This window comes from Methylobacterium fujisawaense (assembly GCF_039619325.1).
GTDB lineage: Bacteria > Pseudomonadota > Alphaproteobacteria > Rhizobiales > Beijerinckiaceae > Methylobacterium > Methylobacterium fujisawaense.
Window position 1 is genome coordinate 2,748,330 of record NZ_CP155000.1, and the last position, 24,275, is coordinate 2,772,604.

Annotated in this window: 20 protein-coding genes and 1 tRNA gene; 14 read left to right on the forward strand and 7 right to left on the reverse strand. The window is 70.8% G+C overall.

Annotated elements, in window-relative coordinates; genetic code table 11:
• Positions 1–5: 5 nt before the first annotated feature.
• The 6 genes from ABC766_RS13065 (at position 6) to ABC766_RS13090 (ending at position 6,275) form a co-directional block, all read left to right on the forward strand.
• Complete coding sequence (locus ABC766_RS13065; RefSeq protein ID WP_345822433.1) at positions 6–899, forward strand: hypothetical protein; 894 nt, start codon at positions 6–8, stop codon at positions 897–899.
• Between the two features lie 22 nt (positions 900–921).
• Entirely contained in the window at positions 922–1,467 is a 546-nt protein-coding gene (locus ABC766_RS13070) for a GNAT family protein (protein WP_345822434.1), read from the forward strand.
• 461 nt (positions 1,468–1,928) lie between these two features.
• Positions 1,929–2,981, forward strand: coding sequence for an ABC transporter substrate-binding protein (locus ABC766_RS13075; RefSeq protein WP_043760248.1), 1,053 nt, complete (start codon positions 1,929–1,931; stop codon positions 2,979–2,981).
• A 4-nt stretch (positions 2,982–2,985) separates the two neighbouring features.
• Positions 2,986–3,912: an ABC transporter permease gene (locus tag ABC766_RS13080; protein ID WP_345822435.1), complete on the forward strand. Its 927-nt coding sequence runs from the start codon at positions 2,986–2,988 to the stop codon at positions 3,910–3,912.
• The gene (locus ABC766_RS13085) at positions 3,902–4,708 is read left to right on the forward strand and encodes an ABC transporter ATP-binding protein (protein WP_179697676.1); all 807 of its coding nucleotides are present in this window, start codon (positions 3,902–3,904) and stop codon (positions 4,706–4,708) included. Before ABC766_RS13080 ends, ABC766_RS13085 begins: the two co-directional genes overlap by 11 nt.
• A 25-nt stretch (positions 4,709–4,733) precedes the next feature.
• Positions 4,734–6,275 (forward strand): amidohydrolase family protein, encoded by a 1,542-nt coding sequence (locus ABC766_RS13090; RefSeq protein WP_342141411.1) that lies wholly within the window; start codon positions 4,734–4,736, stop codon positions 6,273–6,275.
• A gap of 22 nt (positions 6,276–6,297) precedes the next feature.
• Here ABC766_RS13090 and gudD read toward each other — a convergent pair whose 3' ends face one another.
• The 3 genes from gudD to kdgD all read right to left on the reverse strand — a co-directional run bounded on the left by gudD (position 6,298) and on the right by kdgD (position 10,095).
• Positions 6,298–7,647: a glucarate dehydratase gene (gene gudD, locus ABC766_RS13095; protein ID WP_043357015.1), complete on the reverse strand. Its 1,350-nt coding sequence runs from the start codon at positions 7,645–7,647 to the stop codon at positions 6,298–6,300.
• Between the two features lie 79 nt (positions 7,648–7,726).
• Complete coding sequence (locus ABC766_RS13100; RefSeq protein WP_043386722.1) at positions 7,727–9,082, reverse strand: MFS transporter; 1,356 nt, start codon at positions 9,080–9,082, stop codon at positions 7,727–7,729.
• Between the two features lie 98 nt (positions 9,083–9,180).
• The gene (gene kdgD, locus ABC766_RS13105; RefSeq protein WP_043357019.1) at positions 9,181–10,095 is read right to left on the reverse strand and encodes a 5-dehydro-4-deoxyglucarate dehydratase; all 915 of its coding nucleotides are present in this window, start codon (positions 10,093–10,095) and stop codon (positions 9,181–9,183) included.
• A gap of 108 nt (positions 10,096–10,203) precedes the next feature.
• On the opposite strand from kdgD, the gene ABC766_RS13110 reads away from it, so the two are divergent.
• Positions 10,204–11,106, forward strand: coding sequence for a LysR substrate-binding domain-containing protein (locus ABC766_RS13110; RefSeq protein ID WP_043357021.1), 903 nt, complete (start codon positions 10,204–10,206; stop codon positions 11,104–11,106).
• 115 nt (positions 11,107–11,221) lie between these two features.
• Positions 11,222–11,509: an MTH1187 family thiamine-binding protein gene (locus ABC766_RS13115; RefSeq protein WP_287090606.1), complete on the forward strand. Its 288-nt coding sequence runs from the start codon at positions 11,222–11,224 to the stop codon at positions 11,507–11,509.
• A 249-nt stretch (positions 11,510–11,758) separates the two neighbouring features.
• On the opposite strand, the gene ABC766_RS13120 is transcribed toward ABC766_RS13115, so the two are convergent.
• The gene (locus ABC766_RS13120) at positions 11,759–11,932 is read right to left on the reverse strand and encodes a metallothionein (RefSeq protein ID WP_043357024.1); all 174 of its coding nucleotides are present in this window, start codon (positions 11,930–11,932) and stop codon (positions 11,759–11,761) included.
• 156 nt (positions 11,933–12,088) lie between these two features.
• Between ABC766_RS13120 and ABC766_RS13125 the strand changes: the two genes are divergently transcribed.
• Complete coding sequence (locus ABC766_RS13125) at positions 12,089–14,407, forward strand: FdhF/YdeP family oxidoreductase (protein WP_043357026.1); 2,319 nt, start codon at positions 12,089–12,091, stop codon at positions 14,405–14,407.
• A 45-nt stretch (positions 14,408–14,452) separates the two neighbouring features.
• The gene (locus tag ABC766_RS13130) at positions 14,453–15,823 is read left to right on the forward strand and encodes a pentapeptide repeat-containing protein (protein WP_345822437.1); all 1,371 of its coding nucleotides are present in this window, start codon (positions 14,453–14,455) and stop codon (positions 15,821–15,823) included.
• Positions 15,824–15,875: 52 nt separating this feature from the next.
• Here the strand turns inward: ABC766_RS13130 and ABC766_RS13135 are convergent, their stop codons facing one another.
• On the reverse strand, positions 15,876–16,346 hold the full coding sequence (locus ABC766_RS13135) for a MarR family transcriptional regulator (RefSeq protein WP_342141409.1): 471 nt from the start codon (positions 16,344–16,346) through the stop codon (positions 15,876–15,878).
• 123 nt (positions 16,347–16,469) lie between these two features.
• Positions 16,470–17,912 carry an L-seryl-tRNA(Sec) selenium transferase gene (gene selA / locus ABC766_RS13140; RefSeq protein ID WP_345822438.1) on the reverse strand — a complete coding sequence of 481 codons (1,443 nt, stop codon included), beginning with the start codon at positions 17,910–17,912 and terminating at the stop codon, positions 16,470–16,472.
• A 187-nt stretch (positions 17,913–18,099) separates the two neighbouring features.
• Here selA and ABC766_RS13145 point away from each other — a divergent pair, with 187 nt between their 5' ends.
• The 4 genes from ABC766_RS13145 to ABC766_RS13160 all read left to right on the forward strand — a co-directional run bounded on the left by ABC766_RS13145 (position 18,100) and on the right by ABC766_RS13160 (position 23,681).
• Positions 18,100–19,530 carry a mannose-1-phosphate guanylyltransferase/mannose-6-phosphate isomerase gene (locus tag ABC766_RS13145; protein WP_182591231.1) on the forward strand — a complete coding sequence of 477 codons (1,431 nt, stop codon included), beginning with the start codon at positions 18,100–18,102 and terminating at the stop codon, positions 19,528–19,530.
• Between the two features lie 130 nt (positions 19,531–19,660).
• On the forward strand, positions 19,661–20,674 hold the full coding sequence (locus ABC766_RS13150; RefSeq protein WP_182591232.1) for an SDR family oxidoreductase: 1,014 nt from the start codon (positions 19,661–19,663) through the stop codon (positions 20,672–20,674).
• Positions 20,675–21,586 (forward strand): alpha/beta hydrolase, encoded by a 912-nt coding sequence (locus ABC766_RS13155; protein ID WP_345822439.1) that lies wholly within the window; start codon positions 20,675–20,677, stop codon positions 21,584–21,586.
• Positions 21,587–21,992: 406 nt separating this feature from the next.
• A complete protein-coding gene (locus ABC766_RS13160) occupies positions 21,993–23,681 on the forward strand; it encodes a methyl-accepting chemotaxis protein (protein ID WP_345822440.1) in 1,689 nt (562 codons plus the stop codon).
• A 466-nt stretch (positions 23,682–24,147) separates the two neighbouring features.
• Here ABC766_RS13160 and ABC766_RS13165 read toward each other — a convergent pair.
• Positions 24,148–24,223 (reverse strand) — tRNA-Val (locus tag ABC766_RS13165).
• Positions 24,224–24,275 lie beyond the last annotated feature (52 nt).

Below are 24,275 nucleotides of genomic sequence, written 5' to 3' on the forward strand. Positions count from 1 at the left end.
CCCCCATGCCGGCCATCACCCCCCGCGTCGTCTTCGTGATCCGCGACACGGATTACGAGCTGCTCATCGCCCGGCACGCGACCCGCGGCCAGGTCCGGTTCTTCCTGGAGAGCCGGGGCCAGACGCTCGCGGAGGTCGAGGCGCGCCACGCCCAGTTCCAGGCCGTGCTCGCCGAGGCGCGGTCCGCCGTGCCCCTGGACTGGCGGCAGGCCCTGGTGCGGCGCCCCGACCTCGACCGCTTCCTCTTCGCCCCCGAGGACGTGGTCGTGGCCGTGGGGCAGGACGGGCTCGTGGCCAACGTCGCCAAATACCTCGACGGTCAGCCGGTGGTCGGCGTCAACCCGGCGCCCGACCTCTACGACGGCGTGCTGGCCCGGGCCCGGGTCGAGGCCCTGCGTGCCCTGCTGCCCGCCAGCGCGGCCGGCGCCGCGCCCCTGCAGCGGCGCACCATGGTGCAGGCGACCTTCGACGGCGGCGAGCGGCTGCTCGCCCTGAACGAGATCTTCGTCGGCCACCGCAGCCACCAATCGGCGCGCTACCGCATCGACGACGGGGCGCGGGTGGAGGACCACTCGTCGAGCGGGCTGATCGTGGCCTCGGGCACCGGCCTGACCGGCTGGGCGCGCTCGATCAGCGAGGCGACGCACCTCACCGTTGAGGTGGGCATCGAGGAGGCGGCCTTCGGCTACTGGGTGCGCGAGCCGTTCCCGAGCGTCGCCACCGGCACCGACCTGCGCGGCGGCAAGTTCGCCGGATCGCCCCTCACGGTGGTGTCGCGGATGAACGAGGGCGGCGTGGTGTTCTCGGACGGGATCGAGCAGGATTTCGTCGCCTTCGACTGGGGGCGGCGGGTGAGCCTCGCGCCGGCCGACCGCACCTTCAACCTCGTGGCCGCGTAGGGCGGCGCCGACCGGGAGCCCGATGATCGCCATCCGGACCGACCGCCTCATCCTGCGGCGCTTCAGGCCGGACGACGCCGCCGACCTGTTCGCCTACCTGCACCGGCCGCGGGCACGCTGCTTCCTGAGCAGCCGCCTCGATACGCCGGCGGACGCGGAGGCGGAGGCCGGGCGGCGCGCCAGCGACGACGAGCACGTGGCCGTGTGCCTGACCGCGTGCGGCCGGCTGATCGGCGACCTGTTCTGCCTCCCCGAACCGCCCGACACCTTCTCGGTCGGCTGGAACTTCAACGCCGCGTATGGCGGCGCGGGCTACGCCCATGAGGCCGCGGCCGCTCTGTTCGGGCACCTGTTCTGCGAGCGGCAGGCGCGGCGCCTCTACGCCTATGTCGAGGAGGACAACGCCGCCTCGCACCGCCTGTGCGCGACGCTGGGAATGCGCCTCGAGGGCCTGTTCCGCGAGTTCGTCACCTTCGTGGACGACGATCAGGGCAACCCGATCCTCGAGAACACGATGCAGTACGCCATCCTGCGCCGGGAATGGGCAGAGCGCTCCGCGCGCGGCTGAGGCCGGTCCGGCACTGTCCAAAGACCCCGGCTGAATACGCCGGCGGCATTCAGCTGCTTTCGCGGGCGTCGGACCGGTCGAATCACGGCGCGAAGACGGTGTCCGTCATCACGAGCGCAGCGAAGTGACCCAGGGCAGCGCGACGTTCGGAGGCCTGGCGCTGCTGGATTGCTTCGCTCCGCTCGCAATGACGGCGGTGCAGTTCTTCGACAGCGGCGACGGGCAAGGCGCGCCGCCAATACGGTCGGTCCCTGCATCTGGCACGCTTCTTGGTTCGTCTTCACCAGCGCAGCGTCGCCCCGGCGGCGGCTAGAGGTTGGCGTGCCGTCGATGTGGTGAGGTGCCGGGCGACCGGATCTCCGCGACTGCCTTGAGCCTGTCCCGAGCTCCGATCCCTCCGTTTCAGCACCGGCACGCGCCGTCCGGCGGATCGCACGATCCGCCCTCTGAGGAGAGTCGATATGTGCGACCGTCACGGCGATTATCGCGTCCCGGATTTCACGCGGTTCAAGCCCAGCCGCAGGCGCTTCCTCGGCGGGACCGCCGCCGCGCTGACCCTGGCGGTGGGTCCGGGCCTGACCGGCCCGGCCGCGGCGGCCACCGGCATCCGCGCGACCCACGGCACCGGCTTCTGCAACCTGAACTTCTTCCTCGCCGAGGCGATGCAGCTCGCCAAGGATGACGGCCTGACCATCGACTTCGTCAACACGCCGACCTTCTCGGATCAGGTCACATTCCTCGGCATGGGGCAGGTCGATGCCGGCGTGATGCCCTACACGAGCTTCATGGCGCTCTACGACGCGGGGGCCCCCGTGAAGATCGTGGCCGGCGGCGGCATCGAGGGCTGCGTGCTGGTCGCCCAGCCCGGCCTCGACAGCCCGGAGAAGCTCAAGGGCAAGACGCTCGGCACCTTCCAGCTCGATACGCTGGAGGTGCTGCCCTACGACTGGCTGAAGAAGAACGGCGTCGCCTTCAAGGACATCACGGTCCGCTACATGGGCTCGACCCCGGAGGCCGTGGAGGCGTTCCGCGCCGGGGCGCTGGACATCATCTCGACCATCGAGCCCTACGGCACCGCGCTCCTCACCGACGTGAAGGGCGCCGTGAAGCTCTCCGACGGCACCGACATCTACGGCAAGGGCTACACCGACTGCGTGCTGGCGGTCCGCAATGAGCTGATCGCCAAGAACCCGGCCGCCGTGAAGGCGCTGATCAAGGGCATGATGAAGGCCCAGGCCCTGGCCGAGGGCGATCCCCAGGCCGCCCTGAACAAGCTCGTCGGCTCCTACTACAAGACCTCGATGAGCAACGCCCAGCTCGCCATGGGCCGGCAGCCCTCGGTGGTGGACGCCCGCAACCAGACGCAGTTCATCCTCGACCGGACCGATTCCGTCGCCGAGATGGGCTACATCAAGAAGAAGCCCGGCCGCGACGCGATCGACTGGACCCTGCTGGAGCAGGTCATTGCCGAGAACCCGGATCTCTACGGCAAGCTCAAGCTGAAGTCGGCCTGAGCGGATGGCCGTCGATCTCGCCCGCGCCGCCGTCCCGCACATCCGGCCGCGCGTGCCCTTCGGTCAGCGCCTCGCGCTGCCCGACGGGCTCGTCCCGCTCCTGCAACGGACCGGCTGGATGCTGGTCTCGGTCGGCTGCTTCGCCGGCCTCTGGGAGCTGCTCTGGGCGCTCGGCATCGCCGACGCCAAGCTCCTGCCGCCGCCGCACATCTTCCTCGGCAACCTCGCCGAGCAGGCGCGCTTCTTCAACACCGCGCAACGCTGGCAGATCGGCACCGGGATGAATGCCGGCCCGAGCCCCGCCATGGCGGTGCTGATCACCGTGCTCGCCTCCACGGGCCGGGTTCTGGCGGGCCTCGCCCTGGCCGCGACCCTGTCGATCCTCGTCGGCGTGGCGATCCGCTACGTCGTGCTGTTCGAGCGGCTGACCCTGCCGACCATCACGCTGCTGGCCCCGGTCTCGCCGATCGCGTGGCTGCCGGTGGCGATCTTCATGTTCGGGATCGGCAACGCCCCGGCGATCTTCATGGTGTTCATCGCCCTGTTCTTCACGATGGTCCTCTCGACCATCCACCAGATCGACGGGGTCAACCGGAACTACATCAACGTCGCCCGGACCATGGGGGCGACGAAGCGCCAGATCTACGCGCGGGTGATCGTGCCGGCGATCCTGCCGGGGCTGCTCGCGGTTTTGCGCCTCAACCTGTTCGGCGCCTGGATGGTGGTGCTCGTCGCCGAAGCGACCGGCGTCGGCTACGGGCTCGGCCAGGTGATCATGCTGGCGCGCAACACCTTCAACCCGTCGCTCGTCTTCTTCACCATCACGCTGATCGGCCTCCTGGGCTTCGCCTTCGACCTGCTGTTCCGGCTGGTCCAGCGGCGGATGCTCTACTGGCTGCCGCGCGACGCGGGGTCCTCCCTTGGCCTCTGATCCCGCATCCCAGGACGCCGTCTCCTGCCGGGGCGTCGCCAAGGTCTGGGCGGCCGGCACCGCTCGCGCCCACGAGGCCCTGCGCGACATCGACCTCACCGTGCGGCCCGGCGAGTTCGTGGTGTTTCTCGGCCCCTCGGGCTGCGGGAAGAGCACGCTGCTCTACCTGATCGCCGGGCTCGAACCCGCCTCCGGGGGCGCGCTCCTGGCCTTCGGCGAGGCCGTCACCGGCCCGTCGCCGGAGCGCAGCCTGATCTTCCAGGAGACCTCGCTGCTGCCCTGGCTCAGCGTCTGGCAGAACGTCAGCTTCGGCCTGTCGCTGAAAGGCGTGCCGGAGGTCGAGCGCCGGAGTATCGCGCGGGCCGCCCTCCAGCGGGTCGGCCTCGCCGAGGCCTTCGACAAGCGGCCGGACGAATTGTCCGGCGGCATGCGCCAGCGCGTGGCCGTGGCCCGGGCGCTCGCCATGCGTCCCAAGGTCCTGCTGATGGACGAGCCCTTCGCGGCGCTCGACGTCCAGACCCGCCAGAAGATGCAGGACTTTCTGCTCGACGTCTGGCGCGACAGCGGCGCCTCGGTGCTGTTCGTGACCCACCACATCGACGAGGCGGTGGCGCTCGCCGACCGGGTGGTGGTGTTCACGGCCCGGCCCGGGCGGATCAAGACCATCGTCCGCAACGACCTGCCCCGCCCGCGCGACCCGTTCTCCCCCGAGGCCGAGGCGATGCGGCGGCACCTCACCGAGCTTCTGCGCGACGAGGTCGACCGGGCCTTCGCCGAGCAGGAAGCGCTCGTCTGACCCCCTCCCCAACACGGACACGACCATGGCCACATCGCTGATCCGCAGCCGGCGGATGATCACCCGTACCCTCGATCACGACCGTTGGGAGGAGATCGCCGACGGCGCGGTCCTGCAGAAGGACGGCGTGATCGAGGCGGTCGGCACCTACACGGACCTGCATGCCCGCTACCCCGACGCCCCCGTGATCGGCTCCGGCCGCGAGATCCTGCTGCCGGGCTTCGTCAACGGCCACCACCATGTCGGCCTCACGCCGGTGCAGCTCGGCTCCCCCGACATGCCGCTGGAACTGTGGTTCGTCACCCGCATGGTGGCGCGCAACCTGAACCTCTACCTCGACACCCTGTACTCGGCCTTCGAGATGGTCGGCTCCGGGATCACCACGGTCCAGCATATCCACGGCTGGATGCCCGGCAGCCTGGAGGAGGTCGAGGCGCGCTCCAACGAGGTGCTGCGCGCCTATCGCGACATCGGCATGCGGGTTTCGTACTGCTTCGCGGTCCGCGACCAGAACCGCCTCGTCTATCAGGCCGACTTGGATTTCGTGGCGAGCCTGCCGGCGCCGCTGCAGGACCCGATGAAGCGCTGGTTCGAGCGCTTCCAGATGTCCCTGGAGGACAACTTCTCCCTGTTCCGCAGCCTGCATGCCGGACAGGCCGGGGCGTCGCGGTCCAAGATCCAGCTCGCGCCCGCCAACCTCCACTGGTGCTCCGACGCGGCCCTCGAAGGGATCGCCGGCCTGTCCGAATCCTACGACGTGCCGATGCACATGCACCTCGTCGAGACCGCCTACCAGAAGGCCTATGCGGAGAAGCGCGGCGGCGGCACCGCCGTCGAGTATCTCGATCGGTTCGGCATGCTCGGTCCGCGCCTGACCCTCGGCCACGGGGTCTGGCTGAACGAATCCGACATCGAGCGGGTCGCGGCGACCGGCACCTGCATCTGCCACAATTGTTCGTCGAACTTCCGGCTGCGCTCCGGCGTGGCGGCGCTCAACCGGTTCGAGGCGAAGGGGATCAACACGGCGATCGGCCTCGACGAGGCCGGCATCAACGACGACCGCGACATGCTCCAGGAGATGCGCCTCGTGCTCCGCGCCCACCGGGTGCCCGGCATGGACGAGGCCGACGTGCCGAGCATGGCGCAGGTGCTGCGCATGGCGACCGTCGGCGGTGCCCGCACCACGCCCTATGGCGATAGCCTGGGCACGATCGAGGTCGGCAAGGGCGCCGACCTCGTCCTGATCGACTGGGACCAGATCGCCTACCCGTATCTCGACCCGGAGACGCCGCTCCTCGACGCCGTGATCCAGCGGGCCAAGACCGGCGGCGTGACCACGGTGCTGTGCGAGGGCGAGGTGCTCTACGCCGACGGCCGCTTCACCCGGGTCGACAAGGATGCCGCCCTGAAGGCGCTCCACGACGACCTGTCGCGGGCGCTGTCGGACGACGAGGTCGAGCGGCGCCAGCTCTCGAAGGCGCTGCTGCCCCACGCGCGGCGCTTCTACGCCGATTACATCGACCCGTCGCGGCACGAGCCGTTCTACCGCCCGAGCTCGCGCGTCTGACGGCGCGGGCCCGGGCCGGGCTTCAGCGGACCAGGCAGGGCTTCTTGTTGTCGAAGCTCCAGCCTGGGATCAGGAACTGCATGGCGGCCGCGTCGTCGCGGGCGCCGAGGCCGTGGTCGCGGTAGAGGGCGTGCGCCTCCTCCACCGCCGCCATGTCGAGCTCGATGCCGAGGCCCGGCCGCTCCGGCACCCGCACGAGGCCGCCGCGGATCGCCAGCGGCTCCTTGGTCAGGCGCTCGCCGTCCTGCCAGATCCAGTGGGTGTCGATCGCCGTGACGTTGCCCGGGGCCGCCGCGGCCACGTGGGTGAACATGGCGAGCGACACGTCGAAATGGTTGTTCGAGTGCGAGCCCCAGGTCAGGCCATGGTCGCGGCACAGCTGGGCCACCCGGACCGAGCCGGCGAGCGTCCAGAAATGCGGGTCGGCGAGCGGGATGTCGACGGCGCCGAGCTGGATCGCGTGGTTCATCTGCCGCCAGTCGGTGGCGATCATGTTGGTGGCGGTGGGCAGGCCGGTGGCGCGGCGGAACTCGGCCATGATCTCGCGGCCCGAGAACCCGCCCTCGGCGCCGCAGGGATCCTCCGCGTAGGCCAGGACGTGGCCCTGGCCCTTGCAGAGGCGGATCGCCTCGTCGAGGGACCACGCGCCGTTCGGGTCCAGCGTCACCCGCGCCTTGGGGAAGCGCGCGTGGATCGCGGTGACGGCGGCGATCTCATCCTCGCCCCGCAGCACTCCGCCCTTCAGCTTGAAATCGTTGAAGCCGTACCGGTCGTAGGCGGCCTCGGCGAGCCGGGCGACGGCCTCCGGCGTCAGCGCCTCCTCGTCGCGCAGGCGGAACCAGCCGTCGCGGGCGGTCGGCGCGCGATAATCGAGATCGGTGCGGGTGCGGTCGCCGACGTAGAACAGGTAGCCCAGCATCTCGACGGCGTCGCGCTGCTGGCCCTCGCCCAGGAGGGCGGCCACCGGCACGTCGAGGTACTGGCCGAGCAGGTCGAGGAAGGCGGATTCGACCGCCGTCACCGCGTGGATGGTGATGCGCAGGTCGAAGGTCTGCAGCCCGCGCCCGCCGGAATCGCGGTCCGCGAAGCGCGTCCGCATGGCGTTCAGCACCGCGTTCCAGGCGCCGAGCGGCTGCCCGACCACGAGGTCCCGGGCATCCTCCAGGGTCTTGCGGATGCCCTCGCCGCCGGGGACTTCGCCGAGGCCGGTGGCGCCGGTGGAGTCCGTGAGGATCACGAGGTTGCGGGTGAAGTACGGGCCGTGCGCGCCCGAGAGGTTGAGGAGCATGCTGTCGTGGCCGGCGACCGGCACAACCTTCATCTCGGTCACGGTGGGCGTGTTGCGCGCGGCATGACGGCTGTCGTTCGGCATGGCGTCCTCCTCGAAGATCCCCGGCCGGCCTGAGCCGGGCGCGGGGCGGGTTCGGAACGGGGCCGGTCCGGCCCGCGGGTCAGTGGGCCTTCAGCTCGACGCGGCGGATCTCGCCGACCACCACGAGGTAACAGAAGCAGGCGACGAGGGCGTTCAGGCCCACGAAGACCAGGGCGCCGTTGAACGAGCCCGTGCTCTGGACGATGTAGCCGATGGCGATCGGCGTGGTGATGCCGGCGGTGTTGCCGAAGGTGTTGAACAGGCCGCCCGAAAGGCCGCCGCTCTCCCGCGGGGAGGTGTCGGCGACGACCGCCCAGCCGAGCGCGCCGATGCCTTTGCCGAAGAAGGCGAGCGCCATCAGCCCGACCACGAGGGCATCCGCCTGGACGTAGTTGCAGCCGATGATGCTCATCGACAGCAGCATGCCGCCGACGATCGGGATCTTGCGGGCCGCCGTCAGGGAGAAGCCGCGGCGCAGGAGCAGGTCGGAGATCACGCCCCCGAGGATGCCGCCGATGAAGCCGCAGAGCGCCGGCAGCACCGCGGCGAAGCCGGCCTGGAGGATCGACAGGCCGCGCTCCTTGACGAGGTAGACCGGGAACCACGTCAGGAAGAAGTAGGTCAGCACGGTGATGCAGTACTGGCCGATATAGATGCCGAGCAGCATGCGGTTGGCGAGCAGCTGGCGCAGCGTCCGGCCGGCATCGCCCTGCCTGGTCCGGCTCTGCCCGTCCATGTCGAGCAGCGCGCCACCGGCCTCGATGTAGTCCCGCTCCGCCTGATTCATGGACGGGTGGTTCTTCGGGCTGTCGACGACGCGCAGCCACACCACCGCGAAGGCGAGGCCGAGCAGGCCCATGCTGGTGAAGACGTGGTGCCAGCCGAAATTGTGGACGATCCACGCCATCAGCGGCGTGAACAGCACCGTGGCGAAGTACTGCGCCGAGTTGAAGAACGCCGAGGCCATGCCGCGCTCCCGGGTCGGGAACCACGCGGCGACGATCCGGGCATTGGCGGGGAAGACCGGCGCCTCGGTGAGGCCGACGGCGAGCCGCAGGGCGAACAGCAGCACCACGGCGGTGAGGCCGGAGAAGAAGCCGACGGCTCCCTGGACCAGGGTGAAGCCGGACCAGAGGGCGACGGCGGCGGCGTAGACCCATTTGACGCTGTAGCGGTCGAGGAGCCAGCCGCCCGGAATCTGGGCCAGAACGTAGGACCACGCGAAGGCCGAGAAGACGTAGCCCATCTGGACCGGGGACAGGCCGAGTTCCTTGGCCATGTCGGGTCCGGCGATCGAGATGGTCGCGCGGTCGGCGTAGTTGATCGTGGTGGCGGCGAACAGCATCGCGACGATCAGCAGGCGGACGCGGGTGCGGCGACCCGCATCGGCGGCGTCGAGCAGGGTGCTCGCCGCGCCGCTCGAACTGGCACTCATGGACGTTCTCCCTGGCTCGTCGCCGCCCGGTTGATCCAGGGGGCGGGTCGTGGCCGCCGTTGGCTCGGCGGGTCTGTCGTTGGTCGTCTCGTGGGGGCTCAGCGGCGGTCGCCGATCAGCGCCGTCAGCTCGGCGCGCTCCGCCGCGTCCAATTCGGTCAGCGGCGGCCGGACCGGGCCGGCGTGGCGGCCGACGGCGCTCATCCCCGCCTTGACGATCGAGACCGCGTAGCCGCGCTTGCGGTTGCGGATCGCGATGTAGGGGAGGACGAAGTCGCGCAGCTCCCGGTAGACGGCGTCGCGGTCCCGGCGGCGCACGCTGTCGTAGAAGGACAGCGCCCATTCGGGCAGGAAGTTGAAGATCGCCGAGGAGTAGGTGGTGACGCCCATCTCCAGATACGGCAGCGCGAAGGTCTCGGCGGTGGGCAGGCCGCCGACATAGGTCAGGCGGTCGCCCAAAGCGGCGTAGATCCGGGTCATCAGCTCGACATCGCCGACGCCGTCCTTGAAGCCGACGAGGTTCGGGCAGCGCTCGCACAGGCCGGCGAGCGTCTGCTCGTTGAGCTGGGCGTTGGCGCGGTTGTAGACGATGATCCCGAGAGAGGTCGCGCGGCAGACCGCCTCGATATGGGCGGCGAGACCGGCCTGCTCGGAGCCGACGAGGTAGGGCGGCAGCAGCAGGATCCCGTCCGCGCCGGCGGCCTCGGCGGCCCGGGCCATCTCGACCGCCAGGGCGGTGCCCTGGCCGGCGGGGGCGATGACCGGCGTGCGGCCGCGGGTCTCCGCGACGGCGGCGCGCAGGACCCGGTCGATCTCGGCGGGCGTCAGCGAGAAGAACTCGCCGGTGCCGCCGGCCGCGAACAAGCCCGAGACCTTGTAGTCGGCCAGCCGCCCGAGATTGTCCCGATAGGCGGTCTCGTCGAAGCCGAGATCGTCGCGGAAATGCGTGACCGGGAAGGACAGCAGGCCGGAGCCCAACACGCGCGCCATCTCGGCCGGGGTCATCCGCGCCATCGATTCCTCTCCCTGATGCGCACCGTTCGGTGTCGCGTCCGGGGTTAGGCGCAGGCCTTCGATGCGTCCAACGTTGATTTTGGCTGGATTATCCCGGATCCTGCATCAATGTTCGATCTCGGCCACGCCCGCAGCTTCATCGCCGTCGCCGAGGAGATGCATTTCGGCCGGGCCGCGGCACGGCTGAACCTGACCCAGTCGCCCCTGTCGCGGCAGATCCAGATGCTGGAGCAGACGCTGGGCGTGACGCTGCTCGAGCGGACCACCCGGGCGGTGCGCCTGACCCCGGCGGGCCGGACCTTCCTGGCGGAGGCCCACCGGGTGCTGGCGGCGGCCGAGAACGCCGCGCGCATCACGCAGCGTGCCGACCGGGGCGAGAGTGGGGTGCTGCGCCTCAGCTTCACCGCCGCCTCGGCCTACCGGACGCTGCCCCAGGTCGTCGCCCATGTCCGCCGGACGCTGCCCGAGGTCGACCTCGTGCTGGAGGAAATGGTCTCGGACGAGCAGATCCTGGCCCTGGGCGAGAACCGCACCGATCTCGCGATCCTGCGGCCAAGTCCGGTCCTGCAGGATCCGAAATCCGCGATCGCGACGGCGCCGCTCGCACGGGAACGGCTGCTGCTCGCGGTCCCGCGCGGACACCGCCTGGCGACCGCCCGCACCCCGACCCTGCGGGATCTCGACGGCGAGGCCTTCGTGACGTGGTCGCCCCGGGGTGGCCGCTACTTCATCGACCTCCTCGACAGGCTGTTCGAGGCCGGGGGCGTGCAGCCGCGGATCGTGCAGCGGGTGAATCAGGTCCACGCGATGCTGGCCCTCGTCGGCGCGGGCATCGGCGTCGCGCTGGTGCCGGGCAGTGCCCGGGGCAACAGCATGGCCGATATCCGGCTCCGGCCGATCGCCCTGCCCGCCACGACCGGGCCGGAGCTGTGGCTCGCGTGGCGCACCGACAATGCCAATCCGTGCCTGCCTTCCGTGCGCGCCGCCGCGCTCGAAACCGGCGAGGCGTGACGGCCGGCTCGGCAGCGCCCTGGAAAGTCGATGCGGCCGGCGATAGCCTGCCGGCCCGCCCCGCGTCCGGTCGCAGAACCGTGCGGGGCCGCTTCCCCCGGATCAGGCAGGCACCATGAAAGTTTCGGCCGACCTCTGCATCGTGCCGATGGGCGTCGGCCCGTCGGTCTCGCCCTACGTCCGGGCGATCAAGGACATCATCGAGGCGAGCGGGCTCACCGCCACGATGCATCCCAACGGCACGAACATCGAGGGCGAGCTGTCGGAGATCTGCGCGCTGGCCGAGCGATGCGAGGCGAAGCTCGCCGAACTCGGCGTCCAGCGGACCTTCTTCACGCTGATCTTCTCGACGCGCCGCGACAAGCACCAGTCGATGGCCGACAAGCTCGCGGCGGTCTCCTGACCGCGAGGTCGGGCACGGACGCAGAGCCGCTGCCGATCAGGTCGGCGCAGTGACGACAGCCGAGCCCGCGCCGAGCGAGGCGCGAATCCCCTCTCCCGTGCGGGAGGAGGACAGGATGAGGGGCGAGAGCTTTCCGGAAAGACCTGATCCCTCACCCCAACCCTCTCCCGCACGGGAGAGAGGGCGCGTCACGGCTGTCTCGACCAAAGATGCCTTCTCCAGACCGTAGCAGCGCGATTGCGAGCGGCCCTAGCCGTGGCAGGCGCAGCCGGCGTGCTCGCAGCCGGCGTGATTCTTGTGGCCGTCCGCGCAGTCGTCGCAGCAATAGGCCTTGCCGTCCCGCGACACGGCCTTGGAGACCGGAATCACGCAGACGCAATCCTGGCACGCACACTTCACCATCTCGACGTCGACGCTGGCCATGGTTTCCTCCTCCGGCGGTCGGTCCGCACGTCGACGTTAGATCCGCGCCATCGGCAAGGAAAGCCGTCCAAGAACGCGGTGACGCGCCCGTGATCCCATTCGCTCCCTCGTGCGTTCCCTTCGTCCGGTGATCGATGCGCCGGATGGGAGGACGGCATGGCCGATCAGAAGACCGACGACGTCCGGATCGAGCCCTATGACGGCCCGGCGGGCGGCTGGGGCTCGGCCCGCTCCCTCGTCGAGATCCTGACCCGTGAGGGCGTGCCGATCACCGGCTCGGCGATGCTGCTGAAGCAGAACAAGCCGGACGGCTACATGTGCACGTCCTGCGCCTGGGCGAAGCCCGCCAAGCCCCTCGCCTTCGAGTATTGCGAGAACGGCGCCAAGGCGACCGCCTGGGAGCAGACGCGGCGGCGGGCGACCCCGGACTTCTTCGCCGAACACACGGTGACCGAACTCCTCGGCTGGAGCGACTACGCCCTCGAAGAGCAGGGACGCCTCACCCATCCGATGCGGTACGATCCGGAGACGGACCGCTACCGGCCCGTCGCCTGGGCGGAGGCCCTCGCGGAGATCGGCCGGGAGCTGAAGGACCTGCGCGCGCAGGACCCGAAATCGGTGGTGTTCTACGCCTCGGGACGGGCCTCCCTCGAGACCAGCTACATGTGGGCGCTGCTCGCCCGGCTCTATGGCAACAACAACCTGCCGGATTCCTCCAACATGTGCCACGAGCCGACCTCGGTGGCGCTGCCGCAATCGATCGGCGCCCCGGTGGGCACGGTGCTGCTGGAGGACTTCGAGACCACCGATCTGATCTTCTTCTTCGGCCAGAATGTCGGGTCGAATTCGCCGCGGATGCTGCACCCGCTCCAGGAGGCGCGGCGCCGGGGCGCGCAGATCATCACCTTCAACCCCCTCCGGGAACGCGGGCTGGAGCGCTTCACCGACCCGCAATCGCCGGTGGAGATGCTGACGCGCTCCTCCACCAAGATTTCGACGCAGTATCACCAAGTGAAAGCCGGCGGGGATCTCGCGGCGCTCACCGGCCTGTGCAAGGCGCTGCTCGCCCTCGACCGGGCGGCGGACGCCGCCGGCCGGCCGGGGGTCCTCGATCGCGCCTTCATCACCGAGCACACCCACGGCTTCGAGGCCTTCGTCCGCTTCTGCGACGGGCAGGATTGGGCCGCCCTGGAGCGGCGCTCCGGCCTGACCCGGACGGCGCTGGAGGCGGCCGCCGGCGTCTACGCCCGCGCGAAGGCGGTGATCGGCATCTACGGGATGGGCCTGACCCAGCACCGCAAGGGCACCGAGACCGTCCGGATGCTCGTCAACCTGCTGCTTCTGCGCGGCAACATCGGAAAGCCCGGCGCCGGGATCTGCCCGGTGCGGGGCCACTCGAACGTGCAGGGCCAGCGCACCGTCGGCATCACCGAGAAGCCCGAACTGGCACCGCTCGACCGGCTGAAGGAACTCTACGACTTCGAGCCGCCGCGGGAGAAGGGGCTCAACACGGTGGAGACCTGCGAGGGGCTCCTCGATGGACGCGTGAAGGCGTTCATCGGGCTCGGCGGCAACTTCCTGCGGGCGATCCCCGATACCGGCCGGATGGAGCCGGCCTGGCGCCGGCAACGGCTCACGGTGCAGGTCTCGACCAAGCTCAACCGCTCCCACCTCGTGAACGGCGCCGTCGCCTACATCCTGCCGTGCCTCGGCCGGATCGAGATCGACCGGCAGGCGAGCGGGCCGCAGGCCGTGTCGATCGAGAGCTCCACCGCGCAGTTCCATGGCTCGCGGGGGGTGGCCGATCCGGTCGGTCCGCATGTGCGCGCCGAACCCTGGATCGTGGCGGAGATCGCCAAGGCGACCCTGCCGCCGAATCCCCGCATCGACTGGGATGCCTGGGTCGCCGATTACGCGCGGGTGCGCGACGCGATCGAAGCGACCTACCCGAGCGTGTTCCACGACCTGAACGGTCGGATGTTCCAGCCCGGCGGCCTGCTAAAACCGCTGGGCGCCCGCGACCGCAAGTGGGAGACCGAGACCGGGAAGGCGAATTTCGCGGTCCCCGAGGGCCTCGAGGCCGATCCGGACCTTCCCGCCCGCGGCCCGGACGTGCTCGACCTGATCACCCTGCGGTCGAACGATCAGTTCAACACCACGGTCTACGGCTACGACGACCGCTTCCGCGGGGTGAAGGGCACCCGCGACGTGCTGTTCATGAACCGGCGGGACATCGCCCGGCTGGGGCTGAGGGACGGCCTCACCGTCGCCGTGGAGACCGAGGCCGAGGACCAAGTGCCGCGGCGCGTCGGCGGCCTGCGCGTGGTGGCCTACGACATCCCGGAGGGCAACTGCGCCGGGTATTATCCGGAGCTGAACGTGCTGCTGCCGCTCTGGCACCATGACGAGCAGTCCAAGACGCCGGCCGCCAAGGCGATCGCCGTGCGGGTGGCGGCCGCGACCCAGGGCCCGTGAGCGGCGTGTCTGGCGTCCGGTCGCGCGTTCCGGCAAGGAACGACCATGGACCAAGCGACCCCACCCGATGCACGACCGGACGCTCCGGTGGAGTCGCGGCTGCGCGCCCTCCTCGACCGGATCGCCGGCGGGGCGCCCCTGCGTGAGCCGGGCGCGGACCTGTCGCAGCTGAGCGCCGGGCCGGACGCGCTCGCCGCACAGCCGGACGCCGGCATCGGCACGGACGTCGAGTCGGGCGGACTGGGGCTGGCCGGTGCGGACCTGTCCCGGGCCCGCATGGAGCAGGCCGACCTCTCCGGCGCCAACCTGCGCCGGGCACGCCTCGCCGGCGCCGTCGGACGCTCGACGCGCTTCACCGGCGCGATCCTGGAGGAGGCCGACCTGTCCGAGGCCGACCTCTCGGGGGCGGACTTCACCGGCATCGTCGCCGGTCAGGTGAAGTTCGCCGGGGCGATGCTGGAGGATGCCCGCTTCGGGCACGCCGCGATGCGCTTCGCCGACTTGTCCGGCGCCCTCCTGGACGGGACCGATTTCGCCGAGGCCGACCTCTGGGGGGCGGATTTCTCCGGGGCGGATGCGGACGACACGGTCTTCCGCGGGGCGCGTCTCGACGAGGCCAAGCTCGCCGACGCCAACCTGACCCATGCGGATTTCGCCGAGGCGAGCCTGACCAAGGCGTCGCTCGCCGGCTCGCGGCTGCGGGGGGCGCATTTCACCGGGGCGAAGCTCGACGGTGCCGATCTCTCGGGCGCGGATCTCTCGGACACCGACCTCGTACGGTTGAACCTCGGCACCTGCCGCCTGCGGCATGCCCGCTTCGCCGGCGCCTGGCTCAACGGAACGCGGATGAGCGTGGAGCAGCTCGGCGGGGCGGTGGGCGAGGAGGTGGCCGGCGCCTACGAGGCCGCCCAGGCGAGCTACCTCGCGCTGGAGCAGAACTGGAAGAGCATCGGAAGCCACGACGCGGCGAGCTGGGCCTACAAGCGCGGCCGGCGGATGGGCCGCTTCCATGCCGGCCAGCAGGCCCGCGGCGCCTGGAGCGCCCGGGACGGGGCCGGCTTCCTGCGCCACGGCTATCGCTGGACCGCGGACCGCTTCGTCGAGTGGCTGTGCGATTACGGCGAGAGCCTGTCGCGCATCGCCCGGGCCTTCGCCCTGCTGATCGTGGTGTTCGCGGGCCTCTTCGGGCTCACCGGCGGCCTGTTCATCCTGGAGGGGCCGGAGGCGGGGCCGACCTACAATCCCCTCGATCTCCTGAGCTACAGCGCGCTCAACATGATGACCGCCAACCCGCCGGAGATCGGCCTCAAGCCCACCGGCCGCGTCACCAACCTGCTGGTCGGCATCGAGGGCGGCGTCGGCATCATCCTGATGGGGCTCTACGGCTTCGTCCTGGGCAACCGCCTGCGGCGGTGAGGCCGATCGCTCCGGCGCGGCGCAAGCGGCTCATCGCGGCTTCGAGGGCACCTCAGTCGTTCACGCTGAGCCGCTCGATGACGAGGCTGAGATCCTTGCGGAGGGCGCGGATCTCCGGCTCGCTGAGTTCGAGCTGGCACATCACGCTCTCGCGGACGGACACCGCGTCGGCGCGCAAAGCGGCGCCTTCGGGCGTCAGGGCGATCTCGACCTCGCGCTCGTCGGACTGGCGACGGGTCCGGAGCAGGAAGCCCGCGCTCTCCAGGCGCTTCAGCACCGGTGTCAGCGTGCCGGAATCCAGACGCAGGCGCCGGCCGATCTCCGACACGGTGACGCCGTCCTGCTCCCACAGCACCAGCAGGACCAGATATTGCGGGTATGTCAGTCCGAGCCGCTCGAGCAGGGGCCGGTACGACTTGGTCATTCGATGCGCGGCAGCATAGAGCGCGTAGCAAAGCTGGTTATCGAGAAGCAGCGGATCCGTCTCCGGCTCCGCCTCAGCCGTATCGGCAATATACGCCATATCGTTCGCCCATCGCGGTCCACGCACCGCCACTCTCGACCGCGACCGCAGGTCCGTCATTATACCATAACACGGGATGCCGGCGCGCAAGATCCAGACGTGTGATCCGTTCTCTCAACAACCCTATGTGGTTCGTCGCCCGTCTTCGGCGCGCGTCAGCGCCGCCAGGGCGGCGAGGAAGCCGGCCTCGTCCTCCAGGGTCCGGAGGTCGAGGCGGACGGCCTCGTCGCTGATGCGGCCGATCACCGGCACCGGAAGCCGGCGCAGATCCTCGGCAAGCCGCCGGCACCGCCCGCCGCCGCCCCGTCCCCCCGGGGCGTTCGGCGTCAGGACCAGGGCGGCGCTGGGGAGCGTCTCCACCGGCAGGGCGCCGGATCCGATCTGGCTGATGCAGTCGGCGACCGAGACCGTGGCCCGGCCGGCGAGCCGCTCCGCCACCGCGGGGGCGAGGCGCTCGGCCTGTGCGGCGATCGCGTGCCGCTCGCGGGTGAGGAGCCGCAGGGTCGGCAGCTCCGCACGCAGCCGCTCGGGATGCAGATAGAGCCGCAGCACGGCTTCGAGGGCCGCGTAGGTCATCTTGTCGACGCGCAGGGCGCGCTTAAGGGGGTTCTTGCGCACGCGGGCGATCAGGTCCTTCCGGCCGGCGACGATGCCGCACTGGACCGCGCCGAGCAGCTTGTCGCCGCTGAAGGTCACGACATCCGCCCGCTCCAGGGCGGCCCGGACCGTGGGCTCGGGGGGCAGGCCGTAGGCCGCGAGGTCGACGAGGCTGCCGCTGCCGAGGTCGTCCGCCAGCGGCACGCCCCGCTCCCGGCAGAGGGCGTGGAGGGCGACGGGATCCGCCGCCGCGGTGAAGCCCGCGATGGCGTAGTTGCTCGGATGCACCTTCATCACCAAGCCGGTGCGGGGCCCGAGGGCCTCCGCGTAGTCGCGCAGGTGGGTGCGGTTGGTGGTGCCGACCTCGCGCAGGCGGCAGCCGGCCCGCACCATCACGTCCGGCACCCGGAACGAGCCGCCGATCTCCACGAGCTCGCCGCGGGAGACCACCACCTCCTTGCGCATGGCGAGCGCGTTCAGCACCAGCAGGACCGCCGCCGCGTTGTTGTTGACGACCACCGCGGCCTCGGCGCCGGTCAGGCGGCAGATCAGCGCCTCGACATGGTCGTCGCGCTCGCCGCGGGCGCCGGTCGCCAGATCGAATTCGAGGTTGCTCGCCTGCACCATCACGGCGGCCACCGCCTCCGCGGCCGAGCGGGGCAGCAGGGCGCGACCGAGATTGGTGTGGAGCACCGTCCCGGTCAGGTTGAAGACCGGCCGCAGGGACGGGCGGCGCTCGGCGGCGAGCCGCGCGGACGCTTCGGCCCGGATCGCCGCCGCGTCCGGGACGGGGCCGCCCCCGGCCCGGATTCCCGCCAGAACCGTCCGGATGGCGTCCGTGAAGGCCGTCCGTCCGTAGGTCTCGAGTTCCGCGGGCGACGCGGCGCCGACGAGGCGCTCCACCGAGGGGATCCGGCGCGGGGACGGCACCGGATCGTCGGCCGGGGGGGTGGGGACAGGCGCATTCATGTCAGCTCAGAGATAACCATCCCCCGGCACGGAGCCAGTCCGTTCCGGCGCGGATAATGCGCGCAGGTTGTTCAGTCTCCGCCCCGACGGTAAGGGCAGATCTGGAAATCGGCGGCCGAGAGTCCATCGCACCCGCGCGGGGCGGGCTCGGCCGCGCCCCCGCCGAGCCCTCTCGGGAGACGCCGCCATGTCCCGATCTTCGATCCAGATCCACCCGATGATCCTGTGCGGGGGGACGGGGACGCGGCTGTGGCCGGCGTCGCGGGAGAGCATGCCCAAACAGTTCGCCCGGCTGGTGGATGCCGAGCGCTCGACCTTCCAGGCGACGCTGGCGCGGGTGTCGGACGCGTCCGTCTTCGCCAGGCCCACGGTCATCGCCTCGGCGGAGGCCCGCTTCATCGTCGCCGAGCAGCGTGACCAGCTGGGTCTTGCCGCCGACATCCTGCTGGAGCCGCAGGGCCGCGACTCGGCCGCCGCCGTGGCGGTGGCCGCACTGCATGCCGCCGCCGCCGACCCGCAGGCCGTGGTGCTGATCCTGGCCGCCGACCATGTCGTGCCCGACACGGAGGCCTTCGTCGACGCGGTGCGGCGCGCGGCCGCCGGCGCCCAGGCCGGCTACACCATGACGCTCGGCATCGAGCCGGACCGGCCCGCCACCGATTACGGCTACATCCGCCGGGGCGAGCCGATCGCCGAGGCGCCCGGCGCGGCCCGGGTCGCCCGCTTCGTCGAGAAGCCCGACCGGGCCGGCGCCGAGGCGCTGATCACGGACGGCGCCCTGTGGAACTCGGGCTACTTCCTGTTCCGCGCCGACCTGATGCTGGCCGAGTTGGAGGCGTTCGTCCCCGAGGTGCTGGCGGCCGCGCGGGCGGCGCTGGAGGCGGCGGTGACCGACCTCGACTTCGTGCGCCTCGATGCGGCGGCCTTCGCCCGGGCGCCCAAGATCTCGATCGACTACGCGGTGATGGAGCGGACCGCCCGGGCCGGGGTGCTGCCGGTGTCGTTCTCGTGGTCGGATGTCGGCACCTGGGACGCGGTCTGGCAGGTGCTGGACCACGACGCGGAAGGCAATGCCGTGCGGGGCCGGGTCTCGCTGATCGGCACGAAGAACAGCCTCGTGCACAGCCAGGGCGAGGGCCTGACCGCGGTGGTCGGGCTGGAGGACGTGGTGGTGGTCTCCACCCCCGACGCGGTGCTGGTGGCCTCCAAGGCGCATTCGGGCCAGGTGAAGGATCTGGTCAACGCCCTGCGGGCCTCGGGCGCGCCGGAGGCGGACGCGCATCTGCGGATGTACCGGCCCTGGGGCTGGTACCAGCGGATCGACATCGGCGAGCGCTTCCAGGTGAAGCGGATCCAGGTGGTGCCGGGCGGGCGCCTGTCGCTGCAGAAGCACTACCACCGGGCGGAGCACTGGGTCGTGGTGCGCGGCACCGCCGAGGTGACGATCGACGACCGGGTGGTGCTGGTTCACGAGAACGAAGCGGTCTACCTGCCGATCGGCTCGATGCACCGGCTGGCCAATCCGGGGAAGATCCCGCTGGAGCTGATCGAGGTCCAGGTCGGCTCCTATACCGGCGAGGACGACATCATCCGCGTCGAGGATATCTACGGACGCTGAGCGCGCAGGACCCGACGTCCCTGCGACCCGATCGCCCGCAGACGCGCTCGGAACATGCGGCCTCCCCGATCGATAGCACAGCGTGTGGCCGCTTCCGTGCGGCCGCGCCGGGCAGCATCGGGGATACCGCATGACGCATAAGCCGCTCCGCGCGCAGGTGATCGTGATCACCGGCGCCTCGTCGGGCATCGGCCTCGCCACGGCCCGTATGGCGGCCGAACGCGGCGCCCGGGTGGTGCTGGCGGCGCGCAGCGGCGACGCCCTGGCGCGCATCCGGGCCGAGATCGAGGGCGTCGGCGGCAAGGCGATCGACGTCGTGGCCGATGTCGGCCGGCGGGCCGACGTGCAGGCGGTCGCCGACCGGGCCGTGGCGACCTTCGGCGGTTTCGACACCTGGGTGAACGTCGCGGGCGGCTCGATCTACGGCCGGCTGCGCGAGATCAGCGACGCAGACCATGAGCGCCTGATCCAGACCAACTTCTGGGGCACCGTCTACGGATCCCTGGTGGCGACCGAGCACCTGCGGCAGCACGGTGGCGCCCTCATCAACGTCGGCAGCATCGCATCGGATCTCGCCTTCCCTTACCAGGGCATGTACGCGGCCTCGAAACACGCCGTGAAGGGCTTCACCGATGCCCTGCGCATGGAGCTGATGGACGAGAAGGCGCCGGTCTCGGTGACGCTGATCAAGCCGGCCTCGATCGACACGCCCCTGCCCCAGCGGGCGCGCAACTACATGGACCGCGAACCGAGCCTGCCGCCTCCGATCTACCCGCCGGAGGAGGTCGCCAACGCCATCCTGCACGCGGCCGTGCACCCGCAGCGCGACATCATCGTGGGCGGGGCCGGCAAGGCCTTCGTGGCCGGCAAGGAATTCGCACCCGGGGCCTACGACCACCTCAGCTCGGCGATCATCGCCCTGCAGAAGCGGACGGACGCGCCGCGCAATCCGGATGGCGCCCTGCATGCGCCGGTGGCGGCCGGCGAGACGCGGGGCGACCCGCCCGTCCCGGTCATGCGGACCAGCGCCTATACCCGTGCGAGCCTGCACCCCCTCGCCGCCGCGGCCGGTCTCCTCGGCGTCGGCGCGGTCACGGCCTTCGCGGTGCTCGGCCCATCGTCCGGGCGCCGGCGGCGCCTGTAAGTGGCCGCTGGCACGGAGGCTCTGCCCGGCGCCGCTCGGCCGGCGCAGGGAGCCGGGGCCGATCCCCGGATCGTGCCGCGCCGGATCGTCGCTTTGGCGCAGGACCGGACGATCGCCTACGCGGAGACCGGCTCCGGACCGGATCTCGTGGCGATCCACGGCACGCTGATGTGCCTGGAGGACGTCTGGCTCGGCCCCGTGCCGGCACTGGCCGAGCGTTTCCGCGTGGTCGCCGTCGACCGACCGGGCCACGGCTTCAGCCGACGCCCGCGGGGCGCCGCCGCCGACATCTGGGATCAGGCCGCGAGCATCCGGGAAGCCGTGCAGCGCCTCGGCCTGCGGCGGCCGGTGATCCTGGGTCACTCGTTCGGCGGGGCCGTCGCCCTGGCGTACGGGATGCTCCATCCGGAGGAGATCGCCGGCGTCGTGGCCCTGGCGCCGATCTGCTTCCCGGAGCCGCGGCTGGAGCAGGTGCTGTTCGGGCCGCGGGCGCTGCCGTTCGGCGGCGACGCTCTGTCGGCCCTCCTGGCCGCGAGCAGCGACCGGATGCTCCTGCCGCTCCTGTGGGATACGATGTTCTTTCCCGAGGCGATGCCGCCGCGCTTCGCCCGGGACTTCCCGTTCGATCTCGCGGGGCGCCCGGCGCAGATCACCGCCGAGGGGGAGGATGCTGGCTGGCTCTGGCCGGCGCTGACCCGCAGCGTCCTCGGCTACCCGTCGTTGCACCGGCCCGTCCGCATCCTGGGCGGCAGCGCCGACCTGGTGGTGAACACCACCCTGCACGGACAGCGGGCGGCCGGGATGATCCCCGGCGCGCGGTTCGAACGTCTGCCGAACGCCGGCCACATGCTCCATCATTTCCAGGCCGCTGCGGTCGTGCGCGCGGCCTGCGCGGTGCAAGCCTGCGCCTGACGTGTCCGGCGGCCCCGCGCGTGGCGAGGGTGCTTGAGGATGCTGCCCCGCGCAGATCCCGATCAGTCCACAGGACATAGCCCGGTCACGGCCCGCGATTGGAATGTTCCGATCCAACGACGCGCCGTTCGCCTCGATGCAGCCCGCCGCCGCCGCCGCTGTCGCTTTGACCGCCCGGCTTCCAGCGCAATAAATCTCAGCCCACCCGGAACTTTTCGCCTTCGCATGCGTCTGGCACGCGGATGCCGTGCAGCCTGTCCCTGCACGCGCCCGGAATCTCTTGCGCGCGCAAGTCAAATATCACGATACCAAGGAAAAAAACGCGCGATTAGGATTTTCTTTATCCGATACGCTTAAGATTGAGCACGCAATTCCAGCTCAATCATCTCGGATACTGGCGATCCACATGCCCCGCCTGACAATCGGCCGCAAATTGATTTTGTCGTCCGCCGTGACGGCCTTGTTCGCCGCTGGCGTGATCTACAACCAATGGAACAGCGATCGTCGGATCGCGGAAGCGACCGACGCCGTCGCCCGGGAGCAGACGATCCTGACCGGGATCTCGCAGGCGCAGGTCGCCCTGAACCGGATCCAGCTGAGCCTCAAGGCCGTCGATCTGGCTCGGACCGCTCCCGAGGCCGACGCGGCCGTCACCCGCGCGGCCAAGGAAGCCGAGCAGGCGTCACGCGGCCTCGAGCGCCCGATCGCCATCGCGTTGAAGCCGCAGATCCTGCGTGACAGCGGGACGGCGTTGCAGGATCTGGCCGCCGCCGTGAGGACCTATGCCGACGCCGGACGGACGGACCTGCGCGGCGGCGCGGTCGATCCGGACGCGGCGAACGCGGCACGACGGTCGATCACGGAACAGATCGCCCGGGCCGAGGGTATGATCGATCAGGCCGTGGCCAACGCGCGCGGCTTCACCGACAAGGCCATGGAGACCACGACCGAGCAGGTCAGCGCGGCGACGCGCTTCGGCCTCTTGGCGGGTGCGGCCATGCTGCTGAGCCTGCTCACGGCCGCGATCCTGCTGATGCTCAACATCCAGCGCCCGATCACCCGCTTGGTGGCGGTGCTGGAGCGCATGGCCGCCGGCGAGATCGACGCGGAGATCCCCGAAAGCCAGCGGGGCGACGAGATCGGCGCGCTCGGCCGCGCCGTCGACAACATCAAGACCATGGTCGCCCGCAAAGCCGCCGAGGAAGCGGAACTCCGGCAGATCGCCGATGCGGCCGCCGCGGCGGAGCGCCGGCGCACGATGGTCGAACTGGCTGACAGCTTCGAGCGGGCGGTCGGCGGCATCGTCAGCATGGTCTCTTCGTCCTCCACGGAGTTGCAGTCCACGGCGGAGCAGATGACCGCCAATGCGAGCCAGACGGCCGCGCAATCGACCACGGTCGCCGCGGCGGCCGAGGAGGCGGCGGCCAATGTCGGGACCGTGGCGGCAGCCGCCGAGGAATTGGGGACCTCCGTGCAGGAGATCGGCCGGCAGGTGGCCGGCTCGGCCGGGCTCGCCCAGGCTGCGGTGGCGGAGGCGGACCAGACCACGCGCCTCGTGCAGGAACTCAGCCAGGCCGCCGAGCAGATCGGCGCGATGGTGGGAATGATCTCGAACATCGCCGGCCAGACCAACCTGTTGGCCCTCAATGCGACGATCGAGGCCGCCCGGGCGGGAGAGTCAGGCCGCGGCTTCGCCGTGGTGGCGGCCGAGGTGAAGGAGCTGGCCAATCAGACAGCACGGGCCACCGAGGAGATCGGCCGGCGGATCGGGCAGGTGCAGGGCGTGACCGACCAGGCCGTTTCGGCCATCGGTGGGATCACGGGGCGGATCCGCGAGATCAACGACGTGGCCTCCAGCATCGCGGCGGCCGTCGAGCAGCAGAGCGCCGCCACACAGGAGATCGTGCGCAACGTGGCGCAGGCTTCGAGCGGCACGGCCGAAGTGACCGGCAACATTGCGGGTGTGGCCCGCGCCTCCGAAGACACGGGCGCAGCCGCCGCGCACGTCCTCACCTCGGCGTCCGAGCTCTCGCAACAATCCGAACATCTGTCGGCCGAGGTGCGACGCTTCCTGACCACCGTCCGGGCGGCCTGAGCCCGCCCCGGCAGGCCTCCTCGCGATGCCCGATCGGGTCGCGCCTGGCGGTGCGACCCGATCGGCCGAAGCATAGGCCGGCCTCGAGGCCGCGATTCACACGACGTGCGCCGATCGGCCCTCGATACGCCAGACCGGCACATGGCTCTCAAGCAATTGCAATCGTTGACGTTCGGAGGCGCGGCCGCTCAGCCCACAGATCGATGCTCCACCCCGGGCCATGTGGCGCGCGGACAGATGCGCAGGATCGAAAGGTGCGCATTGGCCCTCGGTCCTGCCGCAGAAGACGCCGTCGAAACCGACGCGCCACCGGACGGCGCGTGATCCCCTCCGGGACCTCGTAACGAGGCCGACTCGCCCCCTGGCGCGCTTTGCCGGCTCGGTGGCGTGGCGGTGCCGTCAGAACGGCCCCCGTGCAGGACGTGCGACCGGTGGAACGGCCAGCTCCGCGAAAGAGGGAGGTTTCTGGTGGGCGGTGAGGGACTCGAACCCCCGACCCTCTCCGTGTAAAGGAGACGCTCTACCAACTGAGCTAACCGCCCGGCCGGCGACCGTTACGGCATGGCGCCGGTGCGGTGCAAGGGGCTCCGTTTC